Source organism: Bradyrhizobium sp. USDA 10063, from assembly GCF_054063735.1.
On the sequence record NZ_JBSSGP010000002.1, the window covers coordinates 5,078,968 to 5,099,924 of the forward strand.

The window sequence follows — 20,957 nt, forward strand, 5'->3', positions numbered from 1 at the left end:
AGGGTGGGTCGAGCGAAAGAGGGCGAGCAAGAATTAGGGCTACGCTGTTTGACGCGAGGCCTTAAACCCCCGCAACCGATGCCCAGATATTGGCGAGCTTGCGCTTGAAGCGCTGCAGCCGGGTCAGCGGCACGGCCGGCTCCTCTTCCTCCGGAAGGCGCAGGCCGACGACATTGACCCTGCCACCGCCGAGGCTGCGCGCGACCAGCACGATGGTATCCAGCGCGAGCTCTGCGCCTTCCTTCGGCGCGCGGTCGAGATGGATGTCGAAATAATCCGACAGCGTCAGCTTCTTCTGATCCTCGTCGACGCTCACGCCGTAGATCTCGGCGAGCTCGCCGAGCGTATGCTCGCCCGAGACCACGAAGTCGCCGAGCAGATGCGGGTCCGGCGCGGTGCTCGGCAGCATATCGACAAAGAAGCGGTCGAGCGCTTCCGCCCGCTCCGGCGGCGCCAGCAGATAGAGGTAATCGCCGGGTGCGATGGGGTCGGCCTCGGCGGGCGAGAGGATGTTCTCGTCGCGGATCACCAGCGTCGGCTTCGACCATGACGGCAGCAATCCGCGGCGGAAAAACAGGCTTTTCGCGCCGACGGGATAGCCGACAAGCTGCTGCTCGAGCTGGCCGGGCAGGTCCAACTCGACGCGCCGCGGGCCGCGGTCGACGCGCGGCAGCGCCACGTGCAGCCGCCGCGCCGCCGGCGCCAGGGTCCAGCCCTGCAGCAAGAGCGAGATGATGACGACGACAAAGGCGACATCGAAATAGAGATAGGCCTTCGACAGACCGACCAGCATCGGGATCGAGGCGAGAAAGATCGCAACCGCGCCGCGCAGGCCGGTCCAGGCGATGAACACCTTTTCCCGCCAGTTGAAGCGGAACGGCGCCAGGCAGGCGAACACGGCAAGCGGTCGCGCCAGCAGCATCAGCGCCAGCGCCACCACCACCGCGCCGCCAAAACTGCTAAGCAGCCGATGCGGCGACACCAGGAGCCCGAGCAGGACGAACATCACGATCTGCGCCAGCCAGGTGGCGGCGTCCAGGAACGTGACCACGGAGTTGTGCGCGCGCGTCGGCCGGTTGCCAATGATGATGCCGGCGAGATAGACGGCGAGGAAGCCGGAGGCATGGGCGATCTGCGCCAAGCCGAAGATGACGAGCGCCGCCGTGGTCACAAACGGCGCGTGCAGGCCCTGCGGCAGTGCCACCTGGTTCATGGCGATCACGACCAGCCGGCCGCCGATCACGCCCACAATAGCGCCGAGCAGGGCCTCGCGGACGAACTCCAGGAAGATGTGCGACGCCGAGCTTTCCCCGAGCGAGATGAACTCCACCAGCATCAGTGTGAGGAAGATCGCGAAGGGATCGTTGGTGCCGCTTTCGGCCTCGAGCGTCGCGCCGACGCGCGGGCGCAGGCGCAGGCCCTGGGTGTGGACCAGCAGGAACACCGCCGCAGCGTCGGTCGAGGCCACCACGGCCCCGACCAGCAGCGCCTCGGCCCAATTGAGGTCGAGCATATATTTGGCCACGGGCGCCGTGACCAGCGCCGTCAGCAGCACACCGGCGGTCGCCAGCACCATCGAGGGCGCCAGCACGGCGCGGATGCTCTGGAAGCGCGTGCGCAGCCCGCCATCGAACAGGATCAGCGCCAGCGCCACCGAGCCCACCAGATAGGTGGTGCGGACGTCGTCGAACTGCAGATGGCCGGGACCGGAGTCGCCTGCCAGCATGCCGATCACGAGGAAGACCAGCAGCAGGGGGGCGCCAAAGCGCAGCGCCAAAAGGCTCGACAGGATGCCGGCCATCACGAGAACTGCGCCAAGCAGGATGGCTATGCTGACCTGATCGAGAGAAGCCATACGCCGTGAGGAAGGAGAAGAGTTGCAATGCATCCTTACCGTCGCCACAGTTCGACGCCAACCCATTTTCTGGAAGCGGTGGCATCCGCGGCGAGGTTGCCAAATGGGAGGTGCCGGTTCTCCCTCTCCCGCTTGCGGGAGAGGGTCGGGGTGAGGGCTCTCTCCACGGCGAGACTCTTCGTGCGGAAAGAGCCCTCACCCGGCGCTGCGCGCCGACCTCTCCCGCAAGCGAGAGAGGTGACTCTCAAGGCGCTTCGCGGCGAGGTTGCCGAACGGGAGGTCGCGGTTCTCCCTCTCCCGCTTGCGGGAGAGGGTCGGGGTGAGGGCTCGCTCCACGGCGAGACTCTTCGTGCGGAAAGAGCCCTCACCCGGCGCTGCGCGCCGACCTCTCCCGCAAGCGGGAGAGGTGACTCTCAAGGCGCTTCGCGGCGAGGTTGCCGAATGGGAGGTCACCCTCCCCCGAGGGAGAACCGTGTCCATCGCGGATGCGGCTCGACCCTCTCTGGCTCGCCTCGCTCCCGTTGCGGCGATGGTCCGCGCGCCGCGTTTGTGGGATCGTGCCGACCGTTCGAATCAAATTCGCTTGAATCTGCACTTCATGAGATTTCGCCGATGGAAATGGACCTGAAGGACGTCATCGAGACCCTGCAGATGGCCGCGCGGTCGGTCGGCGCGGAGGTCACCTCGCCCTGGTTCTACCTGCAGTTCGGCATCATCCTGGCCGCCGCCGGCATCGCCTACGCGGCGGACGCCGCGGTCCGGGTACGGATCGACATGGATTCGCTGGCCTCGCACCTGCCGCTGCCGCTCAGGCATTTCATGCGCGTGCTGGTGGGGAGCGCGTCGACCGCGGTGTTCGCACTCCTGATGATCGCGGCGCGCATCACCATGGCGCATTCGACCTGGCCGAGCCGCAGCTACCTGATCGCGGTCTCGGCCAAGCTGGCGCTGGCCTGGCTCGTCATCTCCCTGGTGACGTCGGTGATCCGCAACGCCTTCATCGTCCGCCTGGTGTCGGTGGCAGCCTGGATCGTCGCGGCGCTCAGCATCATCGGCGAGCTCGATGCAACCGCGGAGGCGCTGGATTCGGTGGCGATCGAGGTCGGCGGCCTGCGGCTGACGCCGCTGCTCCTGCTCAAGGCCGGCGCGCTGGTGCTCCTGGCGCTGTGGCTGACCAATATCGCGAGCAATTTCGTCGAGAGCCGCATCAACCGCGCCACTGACCTGACGCCATCGATCCAGGTGCTCCTGATCAAGATCATCCGCATCGGGCTGATGGTGGTTGCGATCGCAATCGCGCTGAGCGCGGTCGGCATCAACCTCTCGGCGCTCGCGGTGTTCTCCGGCGCGGTCGGTGTCGGCATCGGTATCGGCCTGCAGAAGATCGTCGCCAATTTCATTTCGGGCATCATCCTCTTGGCCGACAAGTCGGTGAAGCCCGGCGACCTCGTCACCATCGGCGACAGTTCGGGGCGCATCAGCGCGATGAAAACCCGCTACATCTCGGTTGCCGCCGGCGATGGCCGCGAATTCCTGATCCCGAACGAAGACCTGGTGACGCAGAAGGTCGTCAACTGGACCTATACCGACAAGAACACGCTGGTCAAAATTCCCTTCGGCACCAATTACGACGCCGATCCGCGGCTGGTGTGCAAGCTCGCCATCGAGATCGCCGCGGCGGCCCCGCGGGCACTGAAGGGCAAGCCGCCGAACTGCATCCTGACCGAATTCGCCGAAGCCGGGATGAAATTCTCGCTGACCTTCTGGATCGGCGACCCCGACGGTCTCGACAACGTCAAAAGCGACGTGATGCTGGCGCTGTGGGACGCCTTCAAGCGCGAGGGCATCCGTGTGCCCACCCCGGTGCGGGAACTTCGGGTCCGCGGCGCGCTGCCGGTCGAGACCGTGATCGAGACTTCAAGCTAAATCCATGGCAGGAAAGGCCATTTCGGCCCCAACCTTGGCTTGCGCTGGCCGCCCCGATCATTAAATTAGGTGAATTGCCGCCGCTCCCGACAGCCCCCCCCGAATGACCTGACCATGAGCTATATCGAAGCAACCGACACCTCCCTACGCAAGACCGGCCAAATCAAGCTGCATGGACAAAGCGGCTTTGTCGGCATGCGCAAGGCCGGTGCGCTGGTGTCGAAATGCCTCGACGAGCTCACCGACATCGTCAAGCCGGGAATCCCGACCTCCAAGATCGACCAGTTCGTGCGCGAGTTCGCCTTCAGCCATGACGCCTATCCGGCGACGCTGATGTATCGCGGCTATCGCTATTCGACCTGCACCTCGCTGAACCATGTGGTCTGCCACGGCATGCCCGGCGACCGTCCGCTGAAGGAGGGCGACATCGTCAATATCGACGTCACCTTCATCGTCGACGGCTGGTATGGCGATTCCAGCCGCATGTATGCGGTCGGCCCGATCGCGCGCAAGGCCGAACGGCTGATCGAGGTGACCTATGAGGCGATGATGCGGGGCATCGCCGCGGCGAAGCCCGGCGCCACCACCGGCGACATCGGCCATGCGATCCAGAGCTATGTCGAACCGCAGGGCATGAGCGTGGTGCGCGATTTCTGCGGCCACGGCCTCGGGCGCATGTTCCATGACGAGCCGAACATCATCCATGTCGGCCGGCCCGGCGAAGGCGTGGCGCTGAAGCCCGGCATGTTCTTCACCATCGAGCCGATGATCAATCTCGGCAAGCCGCATGTGAAGATCCTGTCCGACGGCTGGACCGCGGTGACGCGTGACCGCTCGCTGTCGGCGCAGTTCGAGCATTCGGTCGGCGTGACCGCCGATGGGGTCGAGATCTTCACGCTGTCGGAGCGCAACGGCGAGAAGCCGTGGACGGTGGTGTAGAGCAGATCCTTTACCTCTCCCATAGGGAGAGGTCGGCGCGGAGCGCCGGGTGAGGGGTTGCGCTTTCTCGTGAGACCTGAGCCCCCTCACCCGATTTGCTGCGCAAATCGACCTCTCCCCTCCGGGGAGCGGTGAAGCACCCTCGGCGAAGATGGTCCAACAAGAACATGTCAGTCATCGCCGCCCATGCGGCGGCTAAGTTCGGCCGGTTCGTAATTCTCCCCGATCGACATCGCGCAGATGCGCGAGAGATGCATGTAAGGCAGCCCGGTCTCCTTGGCCCACGCGTTGAACTGCGCCTGCACCTTGGCGAGGTCGCTCTTAGACTTCACCTCCTCGGCGATATCGAGCCCGGCGTCGCGCAGGCAGGCGACGACATCCCTTGACGTGACGAACCCATCCCAGCCGAGGAAACGCAGCAGCATCTGGCCGGTGTTGCCGCCGAGCCGGCTGCCGCGCTTGACTAAAAGGTTCAACAGCCCGACCTCATCGGAGGACGGCCAGTTGGCCAGGAACTTGCCGAAGCTGCCGTGCTCGCCCGCGATCTCCTGCACGAAGCGGGCGTTGTCGCGCACCGAGATGATCTTGGCGCCATTGCGCACGATGCGGGCATCGCTCGTCAGCCGCTCCCAGAATTCGTCAGGCTCGAAGGCGAGCTTGTCAGGCTGAAAGCCGAGGAAGACCTCTTCGAAGCCCGGCCACTTCGCGTCGATCACGTTCCAGGCAAAGCCGGCGCAGAATACCCGCTTCGTCATCTCGGCAAGAACGCGATCATCCTTCAGCCTGGCCAGGGATTTCGCGTTCGGCACCGGCGGCAGCAGCTTCTCCAGCGCTTTCGCCCCGCCCTTGCGCTTCTCGGCCCGCGCCCGAATAGCCTTGAACGACGTCACGCGGCTAGACCTCTTTACGTTGGCAGGGACAGCCGATCATAGCGTGACGCAAGCCGCGATGCCAATGCGAAGCACCTCAGCCGTCCCTGATGCGCTTCAGGCTCGCAACTGCTTCCTTCACCAACGTCTGCATCAGCGCCTGGGCAGGAAGTTCGCGGGCCAATGCGGCGCCCTGTCCGGCCCAGAGCGGGGTGAAGTCACGGCTTCCCTTCCGCTCCGCTGCGGCCCGCAGCGGCGCCAATTCGCCCATCGGCAACGGAAAATCCGGTACGGCGTCGGACAAGGGACCGACCTCGGTCATGAGGCGATTGACCAGGGCGCGCGCGGGCCGGCCGGTAAGCACGTTCGTCATCATGGTGCCAAGCTCGCGCGCCTGCCGCAGCGCATCCCGGTGCAGCGGTGGCGTCGCCACCTCCGGACAAAGCAGGAAGGCGGTCCCCATCTGCACTCCGGACGCGCCAAGGGCGAGGGCGGCGGCAACGCCGCGCCCATCGGCGATGCCGCCGGCTGCGATCACGGGTACGCTGACTGCGTCAGCGATCTGCGGCACCAGTTCGAAGGTGCCGAGCTGCGAGGCGAGCGCGCGGTTCTGGTCGCGATCAAGGAACATGCCCCGGTGCCCGCCGGCTTCATAGCCCTGGGCAATGACCGCATCGGCCCCATGATCTTCCAGCCAGCACGCTTCCTCGACCGTCGTCGCCGACGCGATCACCTTGCAGCCCGCCGCCTTGATCCGGGCCAGCAGCGGCGGCGCCGGCAAGCCGAAATGGAAGCTCACCACCTCAGGCCTCGCGTCCTCGACGAACTCACACATCGCACTGCCAAACGGCGCAAGATCGGTGCGCGGCCGCGGCGTCGCGTCGTCAATTCCAAGCTCGCGATAATAGGGTGACAGCCGGTCGTGCCACGCACGCTCGCGCTGGGCATCGGCCCTCGCCGGCTCGTGGCAGAAGAAATTGAGGCTGACCGGCTTGCTGGTCAGCCGCCGCAGCTTCGCGATCGCCTCAGTGGCGAGTTGCGGATCCATGGTGGCGCAGCCGATCGAGCCGAGGCCGCCGGCATTGGCAACGACAGAAGCGAGTTCGACCGTTGCGAAACCTGCCATCGGCGCCAGCACGATCGGATGTTCGATCCCAAACAGTTCAAGCAGACGTCGATCGGTCCACATCGCGCAACTCCTAGCCGCGACCGGCGCACCAGCCGCCATCGACATGCAGGATCTCGCCGGTGACGAAGGCTGCCTTCTCCAGATACATCACGGCATCGACGACCTCCTGCGTCGTTCCCATTCGCCCGATCGGCTGCAGCCCGGCGAGAAAGCCGTGCGCCTCGGCCGCGTGCATCGGCGTGCTGATCACACCCGGCGACACCGCGTTGACCCGGACATTCCGCGTGGCATATTCGATCGCCAGCGAGCGCGTGATCGCGTTGAGCCCGCCCTTGGTCAGCGCCGCAAGACCCGCCGCCAGCGATGCCACCGGCTGCTCGGCGATCGTCGCGGTGATGTTGACGATGTGGCCCGAACCCGCCTGCAGCATTCGGGCCGCGACTTTCTGGCTCAAATGAAAGAACCCGGCGAGATTGACCGCGATCATCTTGGCGAAATCGGCTGCGGAATATTCGGTGAAGGGCTTGGCGATGAACACGCCGGCATTGTTGACGAGCGTGTCTATCCGGCCGAAGCGATCGATCGCCAGGCTCATGATACGTTCGGCCGTCTCGGGATGGGAAATGTCGCCCTCGATCATGAGCACCGATGGATCATCGCTCTTGCCGATCGAACGGGCAGTGGCCACGACCCGGTAGCCGTTTTCGCGATAGGCTTTCAGCAATTCCGCGCCGATGCCGCGCGACGCGCCGGTGATGATGACGACCTTTCGCTCCGATGTCATATTCACTCCTCATAATTGTTTGGGGTGTATCGGAGCGGATTGATGCACCAAACGGCCGAACACGGCTTTGCCTCGGTTGCTCACCTGTTGTCATTTCTTGCCGCTGTCGAGGGATCAGCGGACGCGGACTGGTTACAACCGTAACAAATCAGGCCACGACGCTGCGGCGGTACTGAGCGGGTGTCTGGCCCGTCGCCTGCCGGAACGCGCGGGTGAAATTGGCCTGGCACGAAAAGCTAAGCCTGAGCGCGATATCGGCCAGGGGCTGCTCCCTTTCTCCGAGCAGTTCCTTGGCACGTTCGAGGCGCCTTGCGCTGACGTAGCGATGCGGCGATCGGCCGACCGCGGCCTTGAAGGCGCGGGCGAAATGAAACTGGCTGAGGCACGCGATCGACGCCAGGCGGCCGACCGTCAGCTCGCCTTCCAGATTGGCTTCGATGTAATCGAGCACGCGCGCCAGCCTGCGCCGATCAAGCCCTTCGCGAGGAAAAGGTGCGAGGAAGTCGGGCGACGGCTTGCCGAGGTGGTTTTGAACCAATCTCGCGGCGAGGCTCGCGGCCAGCGTCTCGGCGAGCAGCCTGCCGGCAGACGTCTCGCGCTCCAGTTCGGAGGCGAGTGCATATGCGATTTCGGCCACGAGCGGATCGTGGAAACTGCTTTCATGGCGCAGCGACATCATGATGGATGGGGCAAGCCCTTCGTCAAAGCTCTCCGGCGAGAACCGGCTCGGCGGAAGATAGATATGGAGGACGGCCGGAACGGGATCGGACAAATCGATCAGGCCATGCTCGACCACCGGCGGAGAAAGCCAAATCATTCCACGCTCGGAGACGCTACGGTCGGTGATGCCATACCTCTCTCGCGTGACCACGGACCCATTGCCGCGGACGTCGACGCAAATTTCGATGTCAGGCTGCGGGCTCTTCCAGGCGATCGTGCCACTGTGACTGCGAAGCTCCGCCGTCATATCCGACCAGCCCCGGTCGGCGGAAGAAGCCAGAAGCCCGCAAGTGCCGTAGCTTTCGAGCCCGTGTACCCCTGGCGAGGCTGGCTGCTCCGGTTGAAATGCAAGCCTATGCTTTTCATGGGTGGAATTCATTCGACATAACCCGGTATCTGGCAATCGACGACAATCCCCCCGTCAGCCCAATGTGGCCGGCTCGCAGCCAAATCGCAACGATTCCTGGCCGCCCATCACGCGGACGCGATCAAGGCTTGCCGGTCTTCGGGCGCATGTCGAAGGCTTCGATGCGCCGGCGGCACTTCATGGTTGCAAAAACCGCGCGGCACGGCATGTTTGGCGCCGATGCCCGCCAAGACCACCGACACCACCGACCAGCCCGCCGAGACGCCGCATTACCACGGCCATCGGGAACGCCTGCGCGAGCGCTTCCATACCGCCGGCCCCGACGCCCTGAGCGACTATGAACTGCTGGAGATGGCGCTGTTTGCCTCGATCCCACGGCGCGACACCAAGCCGCTAGCCAAGGAATTGCTCAGGCGCTTCGGCTCGTTTGCCGAGGTGATCCATGCCCCCGTCGCCCGCCTGCGCGAGGTCGACGGCATCGGCGAAGCCTCGATCAACCAGCTCAAGCTGATCGCCGCCGCCGCGAGCCGCGTCGCCAAGGGCGAGGTGAAGCGGCGCAACGCGCTGTCGTCATGGAACGACGTGCTCGACTATTGCCGTTCAAGCATGGCCTTCGCCGACAAGGAGCAGTTTCGCCTCTTGTTCCTCGACAAGCGCAACCAGCTCATTGCCGATGAGGTGCAGCAGACCGGCACCGTCGACCACACCCCGGTCTATCCGCGCGAGGTGATCAAGCGCGCGCTCGAATTGTCCGCCACCGCGCTGATCCTGGTGCACAACCACCCCACTACCCCCTCTTCGATCACGTTGGAGCACGCTAGATCCATTTGAAACATCTACAAAATTCGTGCTTTTCTTGCGTTGCGCACTGGGGGCGGACATGGCAAATTGGCGGCGGTTCGGGGGATAGAGAATAGGCTTCCGCTCCCAGCAAACGATCCCTGTTCTTCCTCGACCGATCCCAGTTGCGGAACAGAAAAAAGCGCCATGCCAAGCCTGACCGACACCGCGATCCGACACGCGCTGAAGCGCGTTGAACTCAGCCGGAAACAAGAAAATCTCGCAGATGGTGAGGGCCGAGGCACCGGCCGACTCGTCCTTGTCCTCAAGCCGATGCCGAAGCGCGTGACCGCTGACTGGATGGCGCAGCAATGGCGCGACGGTAAACGCGCGAAAAAGAAACTTGGCGCTTATCCGTCGACGTCGTTGGCTCAGGCGCGCGAGATCTTCAAGCGAGACTACGCTGATGTGATCCAGAAAGGTCGCAGCATCAAGATTGCAACAGACACTCGCCCCGGCACCGTCGCCGATCTGTTCGAGGGTTACGTCGCATCGCTCAAGGCCGCCGGCAAGCCGTCCTGGAAGGAGACAGAGAAGGGCCTCAACAAGATCGCCGACACGCTTGGGCGCAACCGACTCGCGCGCGAGATCGAGTCTGAGGAGATCGTCGAGCTTATCCGGCCGATTTATGAGCGTGGCGCCCGCTCAATGGCGGATCACGTGCGATGCTACATCCATGCGGCTTATAGTTGGGGGATGAAATCGGACAACGACTATCGGAACACATCCCCGCGCCGCTTCCGTATCCCGTACAATCCGGCCTCGGAGATTCCGACCGAACCCAAGGTCCAGGGCACGCGCTGGCTCGACGAGGAAGAATTCGTGCAACTCTATCGCTGGCTGGAATGTCCCGATACACCGGTTCATCCCTCCTATCCTCGCGCTGTGCAGTTGATCATGCTGACTGGTCAACGCGTCGAGGAGATCGCGCGCCTGCATGTCGATCAATGGGATGCGCTGGAGAAGATCATCGACTGGTCCAAGACCAAGAACCTTCAGCCACATGCCGTTCCTGTGCCGTTGATCGCCGCCGAGCTGATTGCGTCGATCAAGCCAAATAAGTACGGCTGGTTCTTTCCCTCAGCGAAGGACCCATCCAAGCCCGTGAGCCACGGTACGCTCTATAGCTTCGTTTGGCGCCAACGGGACCGCGGCGTAATCCCCTATGCAACAAACCGGGACCTCCGGCGAACCTTCAAAACTTTGGCCGGCAAGGCGGGTGTGTCAAAGGAAATTCGAGATCGTCTGCAAAATCATGCGCTGCAAGACGTTAGCTCCAAGAACTATGACCGCTGGCATTACATGCCCGAGAAGCGTGCCGGTATGGCAAAGTGGAACAAGTTCGTGCGCTCCATGCTGGCCAAGAAGCGCTTAAAGGCGGCGGCATGATCAGGCGCCCAGCCAGGCCCTCGGCTGCGCGAAAAGGCGCGGGGCCAGTGACCGAGATCGACGCGCAGAGCTACTCGGCATTCGTTGGCGATCTCAAGACAAAGATCGCCGCAGCTAGGCATCGTGCCGGCCTATCGGTGAATCGAGAATTGATCCTGCTGTACTGGACGGTCGGCCGCGACATTCTCGTCCGGCAGGAGAAGGAAGGTTGGGGCGCCAAGGTCATCGATCGCCTCGCCGACGACCTTGGCCGTGCCTTCCCCGAGATGTCAGGCCTGTCCGCCCGAAATCTCAAATATATGCGGGCCTTTGCGGAGGCGTGGCCGGACAGCGATTTTGTGCAACAGGTTGTTGCACTATTGCCCTGGGGCCATAACGTTCGGCTTCTCGACGCCATCAAGAGGCCCGAGGAACGCACTTGGTACGCTCGCCAGGCCATTGAACACGGATGGAGTCGAAACGTCCTCCTCCATCAGATCGACAGCAACCTGTTCGCTCGTCAAGGCAGCGCGCTGACAAACTTTTCACGGACTCTGCCAGCGGAGCAGTCGGAGCTTGCCCAGCAAATCCTCAAGGACCCTTACACTTTTGATTTTCTGGCGCTCGGCCCCGAGATGCTTGAGCGCGATCTTGAACGCGGGCTGATCGAGCACCTCCGCGCGCTCATCCTCGAACTCGGCAAGGGCTTCGCCTTCGTCGGCAGCCAATATCACCTCGAGGTCGGCGGCCAAGACTACTACATCGACCTTCTCTTCTATCACTTGCGGTTACGCTGCTTCGTGGTGATCGAGCTGAAGATCGAAGACTTCAAGCCCGAGTTCGCCGGGAAAATGAACTTCTACCTCTCGGCGGTTGACGACCAGCTTCGGCACAAGGATGACCAGCCGACGATCGGCATCATTCTCTGCAAGGGTCGTAATGAGGTTATCGTCGAGTATGCCTTGCGCGATACCAGCAAGCCGATGGGTGTCGCCCACTATCAACTCTCGCCAGCCCTGCCACCCCAGCTTCAGCAAGATTTGCCAACAGTCGAGGAATTCGCTCGCGAGTTTCCGCTCATGTCCGTCGTGAAGCTGCGGATCGAGATCGAGCGGACGCTCCGCGGATTCATGGCTGACAATGGTTTTACTCCCACTCGACCGACCGCCATAGGCGCCATGTTGCGAGAGCTGCAGCGTCGAGGCCTCGCACCCGCCAGCACTGCACAATTTCTCGACGCGCTACAGGTCATGAACGAAGTCGTGCATGGCCTGAACATCGACCCAGATAGCGCGCAGCGAGCCGTAAACATCGGCACGGCTTTTCTGGCTGAACTTCGAAACTCGCGCGGAGACGGCCCCGCTCACGGCCAAACATAATGATAACGAACCCTTCCTTCGACGAACCATCAACACGCTCTGGCTGCGCCGCGCGTCGTTGAGCTTATTTCCTGCTGAGCTTCTGTTCGGCGACGATTGTCCGTGTGTCATCAAACCAAGCGTCGACCGCTCTAAGCAGGTCACGCTGGAGCGCCCGCGACAATTCCGCCTTGGTAACCTTCAATGCTTCTGCGTTGGCCTGCTCAAACTCCGCACGCTCAAGATGTTCGCGCTGCCAATTGAAGGTGTAATCGAATATCAGCGCGCCGCCGACGCCAATAAGCAACCCGCCCAGGCTCCCCACGCCCGGCTCCACGACCGATCCTGCAGCAAAGCCGTAGATTTCGGGCTGCAAACTTGCGACGACTCGGCCGGCGGCCGCCACGAAGGTTTGAGCGATCGCGCGCTCGATCGCGGGGCCTATGGTTACGGCAATCAGTCCCGTGATCGCCACTCCTCGAAAAGCCACCTTGAAAGCCTCGTCATCCGCCGAATAGCGGGAAGCCTTCCACTTCTGGGCGTCTCAATCGATCGCAAGATCCGGATTGGCGAGAGGATCGATAATTTCGAGATGTCGCGTGTACTGTCTCAGAATGACGCCTTCCTTGAGATTATCGAGCACGACATAGCCGACGGCGCCGCCGAAATACCGGAAAGCCTCTTCGTGGAGCTGTGCCCAGATCTGCTGGCTTGACTTCCAGACCACCCGCCGGAAGCTACGCCGTGAGTAGCGCAGGGTCATCACGAACAGGCGCGGCCGGCGGTAACGACCGCTCTTCGGATCACGGGTCAGCGCGCCTTCACCGTAATCGACCTGGGCTTCCTCGCCGGGGGCAAACTCGAGACGGTCAAACTGCTTGGGATCGATGTGGCGCAAGGCACGCACGAAACGCTTGACGCTCTCGTAGCTGGCAGTGAAGCCGAACTGGTCAACCAGATCCTGGTAGATCGCCTGCGCATTGCGCTTCAGACGGACCTGCTGTTCGATCCATTCGCGATGCGGTTCACAGGCTGAGCGGGCGAAATCAAACGTCTTGGCGGCCACCTTCGCTCCGATAGCCGGTGGTCGCGGAGGTGGGGGAGTTTGGCCATCCGCGGCCTCGGAGCCGGCGGTCACCCCGGGGGAATTTGCCTCCGCCGCTCGCCGGGACACGAAAATCGCCTGGTAGCGCCGGATCGTCTTGCGGTCGATCCCCGTCAGCCGCTGGATCTCTCGTTGGCTCGTCTGGCGCTCAAGTAACGTAAATACAGTGCTTTGCAGATGCGGCTTCAAGACGTTCAACTCCCCGTCCCCTCTTCCCTAAAAGGGGGCGAAAATAAACGTCCTGCTACGCGCTTTGCGGCCGATCAGCCGCCCAGCCAGGCGGAATCAGGTGGGGGAGTTTGAGGTGACCTCACCCGGGGGATTTTGACCGACCGTCGGGGATCTGGCGCGGCTCCGGGGGCGTGCGCCAAGGGGTGTCAGGGTGATCGGCGCCGTTCCGCTGGGGTCATGGGAGACCATCACTTTCGTGGCGGCCTTGCGCCACAATAAAATGACTGCCCCGATGGTGATCGAGGGAGCTATGACCGGAGAAATGTTCCTCGCCTATGTTGAGCAGTGCTTGGTTCCAACCCTCCGGCGCAACGACATCGTCGTGATGGACAACTGCCGAGTTCACATGGCGCCTGCCGTTAGGCACGCGATTGAGAGGGCAAAGGCGAGCGTGCGGTATCTCCCGAAATACTCGCCTGATCCTAATCCGATCGAGCTGCCCTACAGCAAATTTAAGGCATACTTGCGTAAGGTCGCGGCACGAACAGTTCCGCATCTCACGCGCGCGATCCGTTCGTTCATCCCACAACTAAGCCCACGCGAATGCACCAACTATTTCGCTCACGCAGGCTATGCTTCTAAATGACAGGAATCCGCTTTAGTCTCCGTATCCTTCCAGTTAACTCCGGTATTGCTGCAAACCCTATTTCCGTCGAGGCCCACTGTAGTCACCCTCATTGTGAATGACTGGTCGTTGTGACCAACCGGGACGGCTAAGACATAGTTCGGAGGCTGTTCATGAGCCCAAGCGATCGCCAAGGGCCTACGTGCCCAGCGTGTGGTCTTACCCGATCGGGATGCGCGCGTGCTGCTGCGCGGGGCCGAACGCTTGCGGGTTCTGATAGGACATCGGTGATGGCCAGAACCTGGTAGAGGTTGGTCTCGTTGTCGCGCTCCAAGCCTTTTCGCATCCTCTCTTGTATCGAGATCGCCGCCCGCAGCAGCTACCGTGCCGGCTAGCACTACTTTGGCACATTTTTAGCGGCGACGAGTTTTTGGGATTGATCGGGATAGGGGGACGTCTCGCGACGCCACCCCTCCCACACCACCTGGCATACGGGTCCGTACCGCGGCGGTTCGACTGAGTTAAGCTGGCCCAGAAACCAGTATTCGGGGGAGACCGCGAGCGTCAAAGAAGTGGTTGCGCAGGGCGTGCTGGACCGCCGGGTGCCCGGACATTCGCCAGAGCCCCGTCGGCGAACCGGCGGCAATCGATGCGGCGAACTTCGTGATGCCGAGGCGGCGAAGCTCCGTGAATCGCTTGTGGCCGTTCTGCCATTGTCGCCAGAGATACATTCGCAGTCTCCGGCGAATCCAGGCTTCCAGGTTTGTGAGCACGCGAGGAGTCTGGCAGAACGCAAAGTACCCGCGCCATCCGATGAGGTAAGGCGAGAGGTCTTTGATGATCCGTTCCAGATTGGTGCCTCGCGTCCGGCGTGTGATGTCCCGGACCCGGTCCTTGAACTTAGCGAGCGCTTTCGGCGCAATGCGTCGTTCGCTCCCGTGGTTCGCAATGCTGAATCCTAGGAACTTGCGCTCTTCTGGTCGTGCCACCGCGCTCTTGGCCTCGTTGACCTTTAGCCGAAGCTTGTCGGTCAGAAGCCGGGTGATCGAGGCCATGACCCGCTCGCCGGCGCGATGACTGCGAACATAGATGTTGCAGTCGTCCGCATAGCGACAGAACCGATGGCCACGTCGAGCCAGCTCCTTGTCGAGATCGTCGAGCACGATATTACTGAGGAAGGGCGAGAGCGGCCCAGCCTGAGGGGTCCCCTTGTCCACCGGTCTGATCAGGCCGTCCTCCAGCACCCCGGCGTTCAGGAACGCCCGGATGAGTTTGAGCACGCGCTTGTCGGTCACCCGTGCGGCGACGCGCGACATCAAGATGTCATGGTTGACTCGGTCGAAGAATCTTTCCAGATCGAGATCCACCACAACGTCGTAGCCCTCGGCGATGTAGCGTTGTGCCTGGGCTACGGCCTGGTGCGCCGACCGTCCCGGCCGGAATCCGTAGCTGTGCTCGGAGAACGTCGAATCCCATTGTTCTTGAAGAACCCGCAGCACGGCTTGCTGAATCAGGCGGTCGACGACACAGGGAACGCCGAGCCTTCTGACCCCACCATCCGGTTTCGGAATTTCCACCCGCTTAACCGGCCGTGGCTGATAGTTCCCGTTGAGCAAGTGGAGCCGAATTGCTGGCCAGTGCTCACGCAGGAATGCCTTGGCGACGTCGATGGTCATCTCATCGACACCAGGACCTCCCTTGTTTCCTTGAACGCGTTTCCACGCTCTTTGAAGGTTCTCGCGGCTACACACCTCCTCCATCAGATGTTCTGGGAAAGCCGGGCTTTCGGTCGCCGTCATCGCCACAGACGGTTCGGCTCCTCCAGTCGCGGCAGCGGGGGTTTCACCCCGACCCTCCGTGCCTGAGGCCAGTTGTTGCTGGTTTGTCTGCCGCTTTCCGTTCATGAGGTGCCGGTCCTACTTGCCTCTCTCATTCGTTCGGGCCTTCAGCCATCGTTTCCGGCTCTGCCGATCCGTTGCTCCGCTTTTCAGCTTTGGAGTGCCTCAATAGCTTCGCCGACAGCATGACCTATTACGCCCTCTGCTGACTTCTGCCCGGTGGTCAGACGACCTCACAGTCGTCTCAGTCGCCGTACAGCGACGCCGGGCAGATCTCCCGGGGTAAGTTCAATCGCCTTCGATGCACGACCGCCGAATCTACGCTTCGCGTCTTTAATGGATATGGACTTCGCGATGTGTTGCCCGCTCGTCCGACACTGGCGCCTCATATCCGGTTCTTGTTCATCGGCTCGCATCTTTGATCCACGCTTCCTTCAGACCCCGCCTCGCGGCGGCAGCCCTTGCGTTTCTCTATCCCTTCACCTCCATCAGGTTGGGTGGAAGACTTTCACTTCCGAGCTATTGAACATGCCCGGCACACAACGAAGCCGCTGGCGCGGCAATTGAGGAGGGATCGCAAGATCAGGCTCCTGTCTGAGAGGATTGCGGGTTTTCGAAGCCCAACCCTTCAGACAGGAGTTTTCCAATGGCTGAGATCAGCCCTCTTCGCCGCCGCATGATTGAGGACATGACGGTCCGCAATCTGTCGCCGGCGACGCAACGGATCCTACCTTGCCGCGGTATCGAAGTTGAGCCGGTATTTCGGTCGGTCCCCCGATTGTCTCGAGCTGGAGGATATCCGCGCCTTCCAGGTCCACTTGGTGGCGATCGGGATATCCTGGCCGGCGCTCAATCAGATCGTCTGTGCGCTGCGGTTTTTCTACGGTGTGACGCTCGGCCATGACGCCATTCCGGAGCGCATCAGCTATGCGCGCCAGCCGAGCAAGCTGCCGGTGGTGCTGAGCGCCGACGAGATCGTGCGCTTCCTCGAAGCAATCCCAAGCCTCAAGAGCCGCACCGCGCTGACGACGGTCTATGCCGCCGGACTGCGCGTGTCGGAGGTGGTTCTGCTGAAGATCACCGACATCGACAGCCAGCGGATGGTGATCCGGGTCGAGCAGGACAAAGGCGGCAAGGACCGTTACGTCATGCTCTCTCCGCAGCTGTTGCGGATTCTGCGCAGCTATTGGCGGTTAGCTCGGCCGCAGCGCTGGCTGTTTCCCGGCCGTGACGAGGACCGGCCGCTTGATCCCACCGTATTGCACGCCGCCTGCCGCTCGGCCCGCTCGGCGGCCGGCCTGAGCAAACAGGTGACGGTCCACACGCTGCGACACAGCTTCGCGACGCATCTGCTGGAGAACGGGGCCGACGTGCGCATCATCCAGGTGTTGCTCGGCCACGCCAGCCTGGCCAGCACAGCGCGCTACACCCAAGTCGCCACCAAGACCATCAGCAACACGCCAAGTCCGCTTGACCGGCTCCGCCTGGAGGTCGTGCCGCCCGGCTGAGCGGGCACCATGGCTGCGGTTCTGGAGGTGGCGGACGTCTTCCGCCGCCACGGCGAAGCATTTCGGCAGGCCCGTGCCGGGCATCTCGGCCGCGTCGAGCGGCGCGTCATGGGCGCCATCACGGCGTGCCGGACCGCGGTGCTCGGCGGTCACCTCGAGCAGTGCGATGATTGCCGCGCGACCCGCATCGCCTATAACTCCTGCCGCGGTCGCCATTGCCCCAAGTGCCAGGGGCTGGCGCGCGCCGAATGGCTCGCGCAGCGACAGGCCGAACTGTTGCCGGTGCCGTACTTCCACGTCGTCTTCACGCTGCCGACGCTGGCGGGCGAGATCGCCTTCCAGAACAAGGCCGCCGTCTATGCGATCCTGTTCCGCGCCGCCGCTGAGACGCTCACCACTATCGCCGCCGACCCCAGGCATCTGGGCGCGCAAATCGGCGTTACCGCGGTGCTCCATACCTGGGGTCAGACCCTGCAGCACCATCCACACGTCCATTGCGTAGTGCCAGGCGGCGGCCCCTCGCTCGACGGCACGCGCTGGATCGCTTGCCGCCCCGGCTTCTTCCTGCCGGTGCGGGTGCTCTCGCGCCTGTTTCGTCGCCTGTTCTTGCAGAACCTGCAGGATGCCTTCGACGCCGGCAAGCTGCGCTTCTTCGGCAAACTCGCCGGCATGGCCGAGCCCACGGCCTTCGCCGCCGGGCTCGACCAACTCAGACGCATCGAATGGGTCGTCTATGCCAAGCCGCCGTTCGGTGGCCCCGCACAGGTGCTGGCCTATCTCGGCCGCTACACCCATCGCGTCGCCATCGCCAACAGCCGGCTGATCTCGCTCTCCGACGGCAACGTCCGCTTCGCCTGGAAGGACTATCGCCAGGACGGCAAGACCAGGCTGATGACGCTCGATGCCGACGAGTTCATCCGCCGTTTCCTGCTGCATGCCCTGCCGGATGGCTTCCATCGCATTCGCTACTACGGCTTCCTCGCCAATGGCCAACGCGGCGACAACCTCGCCCGCTGCCGCCGGCTGCTCGACGCCCATCATGCGGCAGCCACTTCCGAGTTGCCGACCGGTCACGCCAAACGCGATCGGCACAACAACGCCAGTGACTTCCTCATTTGCCCCGATTGCGGCGGCACCATGCGGCGGATCGCAGTCGTGCCGCGCTCATCCAGCTATCAACCATTCTACTGTGACACATCATGATCTCATCGCTGCCGATTTTCATCCTCACCGCTGCCGAGCTTGCTGCGCGTCCTGCCGCCGACCGGCCAGCTATGCCGATCGACTGCCGCAATACCGACTCCAAAGCTGGCCAACGACTAAACCTGACCTGTTTCTCCCGCTCGGTACCCGATCCGCGAGGTCTTCCTTGCAAAAACAGCGCTTCGCATCAATTGCGCGGCCGTCGTCAGAGCAGTCTCGCCACCACGCCGTGGCAACTTTCCCCATAGCGCCAAAACAACTCCGCGGCTTCGTTCAATCCGGCTTCTATGAGGTCGCCACCCACGGCACAGCGCGCGGCTAGGCTTGGCCCGCGACCTCACAGAACCCTCAAGATTCCCAAGAGAGGGTTTGCGTGATTCATGAGGGGTCGGCTTATGGAGGGCCGATCTATGGACATGGACTGGCAAGCCGATCTCGATCGCTGGCTTGCGCCGTTTGTCGCGGCGCTAAGGCACAAGACGCCGGCCCGGATGTGCCCTCTCTACGTCGCGGCTTTGATTGGTCCAGGAGACCGCAAGAGCGTTCAACCGATGGCGGCACGCGCCAGCGGGGTGGGTTACGATCAGCTCCATCATTTTGTCGCTGCCGGAGTTTGGGACAGTGCTCCACTCGAGGCTGCCCTGCTGAAGGAGGCAGACAGATTGGTTGGCGATGATGCGGGTTTTCTTGTCATCGATGATACGGCGTTGCCCAAGAAGGGACGTCACTCAATTGGCGTCGCGCCACAATATGCCTCGTCGCTCGGAAAGACTGCCAACTGTCAATCGCTAGTCTCGCTAACATTGGCGTCGCGGGAGGTGCCGGTGATGGTGGGCCTGAGGCTGTTCCTGCCCGAGAGCTGGACAGATGATCCTAAGCGCATGGCGCGGGCCCGTGTGCCGAAGGATAGACAGACTGCTCTGACAAAGCCGGAGATTGCGATCAAGGAGGTCGACCGCGTCATCGCCTCTGGTGCGCGTTTCGGCTGTGTGCTTGCCGATTCAGAGTACGGCTCCAGCGGGCCTTTCCGTCAGGCTTTGAGCGAGCGCGGTCTGCTGTGGGCGGTGGGTCTGTCGCGGCGCCAGAACGTCTATCCCGCCGACGTTGCCCTGATCTTCCCCATCGCGAAGACCGGAAAGCCTCGCAAATACCACATCCCTGATCAGCCACCGGTCTCTGCTGAAGCGTTGTTGGCCGAAGGCAAATGGCAAAGGGTCAGCTGGCGGCGGGGCACCAAAGGTCGGCTCACATGTCTCTTCACGGCCCGCCGTGTCCGCGTTGCGGATGGCCATAAGCACCGGATGATCAATAACCGTATGCAGTGCATGCCTGGCGACGAGGTCTGGCTCGTCGGCGAGCGCCGGTCGACCGGGGAGCAAAAATACTATGTGTCGAACCTGCCGGCCGATGCCACCATCAAGACGCTTGCTGCCACGATCAAGGCCAGATGGGTCTGTGAACAGGCTCACCAGCAGCTCAAGGAGGAGCTGGGGCTCGACCACTTCGAAGGTAGATCCTGGACGGGATTACATCGACATGCGTTGATGACGATGATCGCTTACGCCTTCCTCCAATCCCGCCGCCTCAAAGCAGCGGGACGGAAAAAAAAGAATCTCAGGACCGCCACCACAACCAAGCATGCCGGCCATCAGGCAAGCGATCCTCGACCTCTTCACACGACCTCCACCCCGACGATGTCCTCACTGTGACCTGCTCCTTGCAAATATCGCGAAGACTAAAGTGCCAAAGTAGTGCTAGTGTTCTGACACATTCATTTGCATCCCGCTTTTGCGATGGCGAGCGTTTTTTTGGCTCGGCGGTGCTTTGCGAGGATGGATTTGGCGCTGGCGGTCCACTTGAATGGCTTTGGGTTTTGGTTTCGATGCTCGATCCACTCGTCAATCGCGGTTTTGAGTTCGGTGACGTCGTTGAAGGTTCCTCGCCGGATGCGCTGGCGAGTGATTTCGGCGAAGAGCCGCTCGACGAGGTTGAGCCAGGAACAGGATGTCGGCGTGAAGTGCAGCGTGAAGCGTTTGTGTCGCGCCAACCAGCGCTTCACGGCCGGCGTCTTGTGGGTGGCGTAGTTGTCGAGGATCAGATGCAGATCGAGATGTGCAGGCGTCTCGCGGTCGATTGTTTTCAGAAACGACAGGAACTCGTCTGCCCGATGGCGTGCCAGACATTCGCCGATGACGGTACCGGCCGCCACATCGAGCGCGGCGAAGAGTGTTGTGGTGCCATTGCGCTTGTAATCATGGGTCATCGTGCCGGCACGGCCCTTTTTCACGGGCAAACCTGGCTGCGTGCGGTCGAGTGCCTGGATTTGGCTCGCATGGGGATTTGTAGGTCAAG

Annotated in this window: 16 protein-coding genes and 3 pseudogenes; 10 read left to right on the top strand and 9 right to left on the bottom strand. The window is 62.6% G+C overall.

Features of this window, described 5'->3' with window-relative positions; translation table 11 throughout:
* Positions 1-61 precede the first annotated feature (61 nt).
* A complete protein-coding gene (locus ACVJGD_RS26015; protein ID WP_456636978.1) occupies positions 62-1,855 on the bottom strand; it encodes a potassium/proton antiporter in 1,794 nt (597 codons plus the stop codon).
* A 612-nt stretch (positions 1,856-2,467) separates the two neighbouring features.
* Here ACVJGD_RS26015 and ACVJGD_RS26020 point away from each other — a divergent pair.
* On the top strand, positions 2,468-3,781 hold the full coding sequence (locus tag ACVJGD_RS26020; RefSeq protein ID WP_456636979.1) for a mechanosensitive ion channel family protein: 1,314 nt from the start codon (positions 2,468-2,470) through the stop codon (positions 3,779-3,781).
* A gap of 114 nt (positions 3,782-3,895) precedes the next feature.
* Positions 3,896-4,720, top strand: a complete 825-nt coding sequence (gene map, locus ACVJGD_RS26025) for a type I methionyl aminopeptidase (RefSeq protein WP_456636980.1) — start codon at positions 3,896-3,898, stop codon at positions 4,718-4,720.
* A 170-nt stretch (positions 4,721-4,890) separates the two neighbouring features.
* Here map and ACVJGD_RS26030 read toward each other — a convergent pair whose 3' ends face one another.
* The 4 genes from ACVJGD_RS26030 to ACVJGD_RS26045 all read right to left on the bottom strand — a co-directional run bounded on the left by ACVJGD_RS26030 (position 4,891) and on the right by ACVJGD_RS26045 (position 8,319).
* Positions 4,891-5,610 (bottom strand): DNA-3-methyladenine glycosylase I, encoded by a 720-nt coding sequence (locus ACVJGD_RS26030; protein ID WP_456636981.1) that lies wholly within the window; start codon positions 5,608-5,610, stop codon positions 4,891-4,893.
* Positions 5,611-5,686: 76 nt separating this feature from the next.
* Entirely contained in the window at positions 5,687-6,778 is a 1,092-nt protein-coding gene (locus ACVJGD_RS26035) for an NAD(P)H-dependent flavin oxidoreductase (protein WP_456636982.1), read from the bottom strand.
* Positions 6,779-6,788: 10 nt separating this feature from the next.
* Complete coding sequence (locus tag ACVJGD_RS26040) at positions 6,789-7,502, bottom strand: SDR family NAD(P)-dependent oxidoreductase (RefSeq protein WP_456636983.1); 714 nt, start codon at positions 7,500-7,502, stop codon at positions 6,789-6,791.
* A gap of 148 nt (positions 7,503-7,650) precedes the next feature.
* Positions 7,651-8,319 (bottom strand): helix-turn-helix domain-containing protein, encoded by a 669-nt coding sequence (locus tag ACVJGD_RS26045; RefSeq protein ID WP_456636984.1) that lies wholly within the window; start codon positions 8,317-8,319, stop codon positions 7,651-7,653.
* Between the two features lie 489 nt (positions 8,320-8,808).
* On the opposite strand from ACVJGD_RS26045, the gene ACVJGD_RS26050 reads away from it, so the two are divergent.
* The 3 genes from ACVJGD_RS26050 to ACVJGD_RS26060 all read left to right on the top strand — a co-directional run bounded on the left by ACVJGD_RS26050 (position 8,809) and on the right by ACVJGD_RS26060 (position 12,176).
* Positions 8,809-9,420 carry a JAB domain-containing protein gene (locus ACVJGD_RS26050; protein WP_456636985.1) on the top strand — a complete coding sequence of 204 codons (612 nt, stop codon included), beginning with the start codon at positions 8,809-8,811 and terminating at the stop codon, positions 9,418-9,420.
* A 156-nt stretch (positions 9,421-9,576) separates the two neighbouring features.
* Positions 9,577-10,818: a tyrosine-type recombinase/integrase gene (locus ACVJGD_RS26055; protein ID WP_456636986.1), complete on the top strand. Its 1,242-nt coding sequence runs from the start codon at positions 9,577-9,579 to the stop codon at positions 10,816-10,818.
* Positions 10,819-10,865: 47 nt separating this feature from the next.
* Complete coding sequence (locus tag ACVJGD_RS26060; RefSeq protein WP_456636987.1) at positions 10,866-12,176, top strand: PDDEXK nuclease domain-containing protein; 1,311 nt, start codon at positions 10,866-10,868, stop codon at positions 12,174-12,176.
* A 64-nt stretch (positions 12,177-12,240) separates the two neighbouring features.
* On the opposite strand, the gene ACVJGD_RS26065 is transcribed toward ACVJGD_RS26060, so the two are convergent.
* Both ACVJGD_RS26065 and ACVJGD_RS26070 read right to left on the bottom strand, forming a co-directional pair.
* Positions 12,241-12,630, bottom strand: coding sequence for a hypothetical protein (locus tag ACVJGD_RS26065; RefSeq protein WP_456636988.1), 390 nt, complete (start codon positions 12,628-12,630; stop codon positions 12,241-12,243).
* A gap of 87 nt (positions 12,631-12,717) precedes the next feature.
* Positions 12,718-13,458: pseudogene (locus ACVJGD_RS26070) on the bottom strand (IS21 family transposase); the annotation flags it as partial.
* 145 nt (positions 13,459-13,603) lie between these two features.
* Between ACVJGD_RS26070 and ACVJGD_RS26075 the strand changes: the two are divergent.
* Positions 13,604-14,077: a transposase gene (locus tag ACVJGD_RS26075; protein WP_456640373.1), complete on the top strand. Its 474-nt coding sequence runs from the start codon at positions 13,604-13,606 to the stop codon at positions 14,075-14,077.
* 500 nt (positions 14,078-14,577) lie between these two features.
* On the opposite strand, the gene ltrA is transcribed toward ACVJGD_RS26075, so the two are convergent.
* Entirely contained in the window at positions 14,578-15,960 is a 1,383-nt protein-coding gene (gene ltrA, locus ACVJGD_RS26080; protein ID WP_456636989.1) for a group II intron reverse transcriptase/maturase, read from the bottom strand.
* Between the two features lie 580 nt (positions 15,961-16,540).
* On the opposite strand from ltrA, the pseudogene ACVJGD_RS26085 reads away from it, so the two are divergent.
* The 4 genes and pseudogenes from ACVJGD_RS26085 to ACVJGD_RS26100 all read left to right on the top strand — a co-directional run bounded on the left by ACVJGD_RS26085 (position 16,541) and on the right by ACVJGD_RS26100 (position 20,314).
* Positions 16,541-17,402, top strand: a pseudogene (locus tag ACVJGD_RS26085) (site-specific integrase).
* 9 nt (positions 17,403-17,411) lie between these two features.
* Entirely contained in the window at positions 17,412-18,605 is a 1,194-nt protein-coding gene (locus ACVJGD_RS26090) for an IS91 family transposase (RefSeq protein ID WP_456636990.1), read from the top strand.
* A complete protein-coding gene (locus ACVJGD_RS26095; RefSeq protein ID WP_456636991.1) occupies positions 18,602-18,853 on the top strand; it encodes a hypothetical protein in 252 nt (83 codons plus the stop codon). Before ACVJGD_RS26090 ends, ACVJGD_RS26095 begins: the two co-directional genes overlap by 4 nt.
* 147 nt (positions 18,854-19,000) lie before the next feature.
* A complete protein-coding gene (locus tag ACVJGD_RS26100; protein ID WP_456636992.1) occupies positions 19,001-20,314 on the top strand; it encodes an IS701 family transposase in 1,314 nt (437 codons plus the stop codon).
* 62 nt (positions 20,315-20,376) lie between these two features.
* On the opposite strand, the pseudogene ACVJGD_RS26105 reads toward ACVJGD_RS26100, so the two are convergent.
* Positions 20,377-20,934, bottom strand: a pseudogene (locus tag ACVJGD_RS26105) (IS630 family transposase); the annotation flags it as partial.
* Positions 20,935-20,957 lie beyond the last annotated feature (23 nt).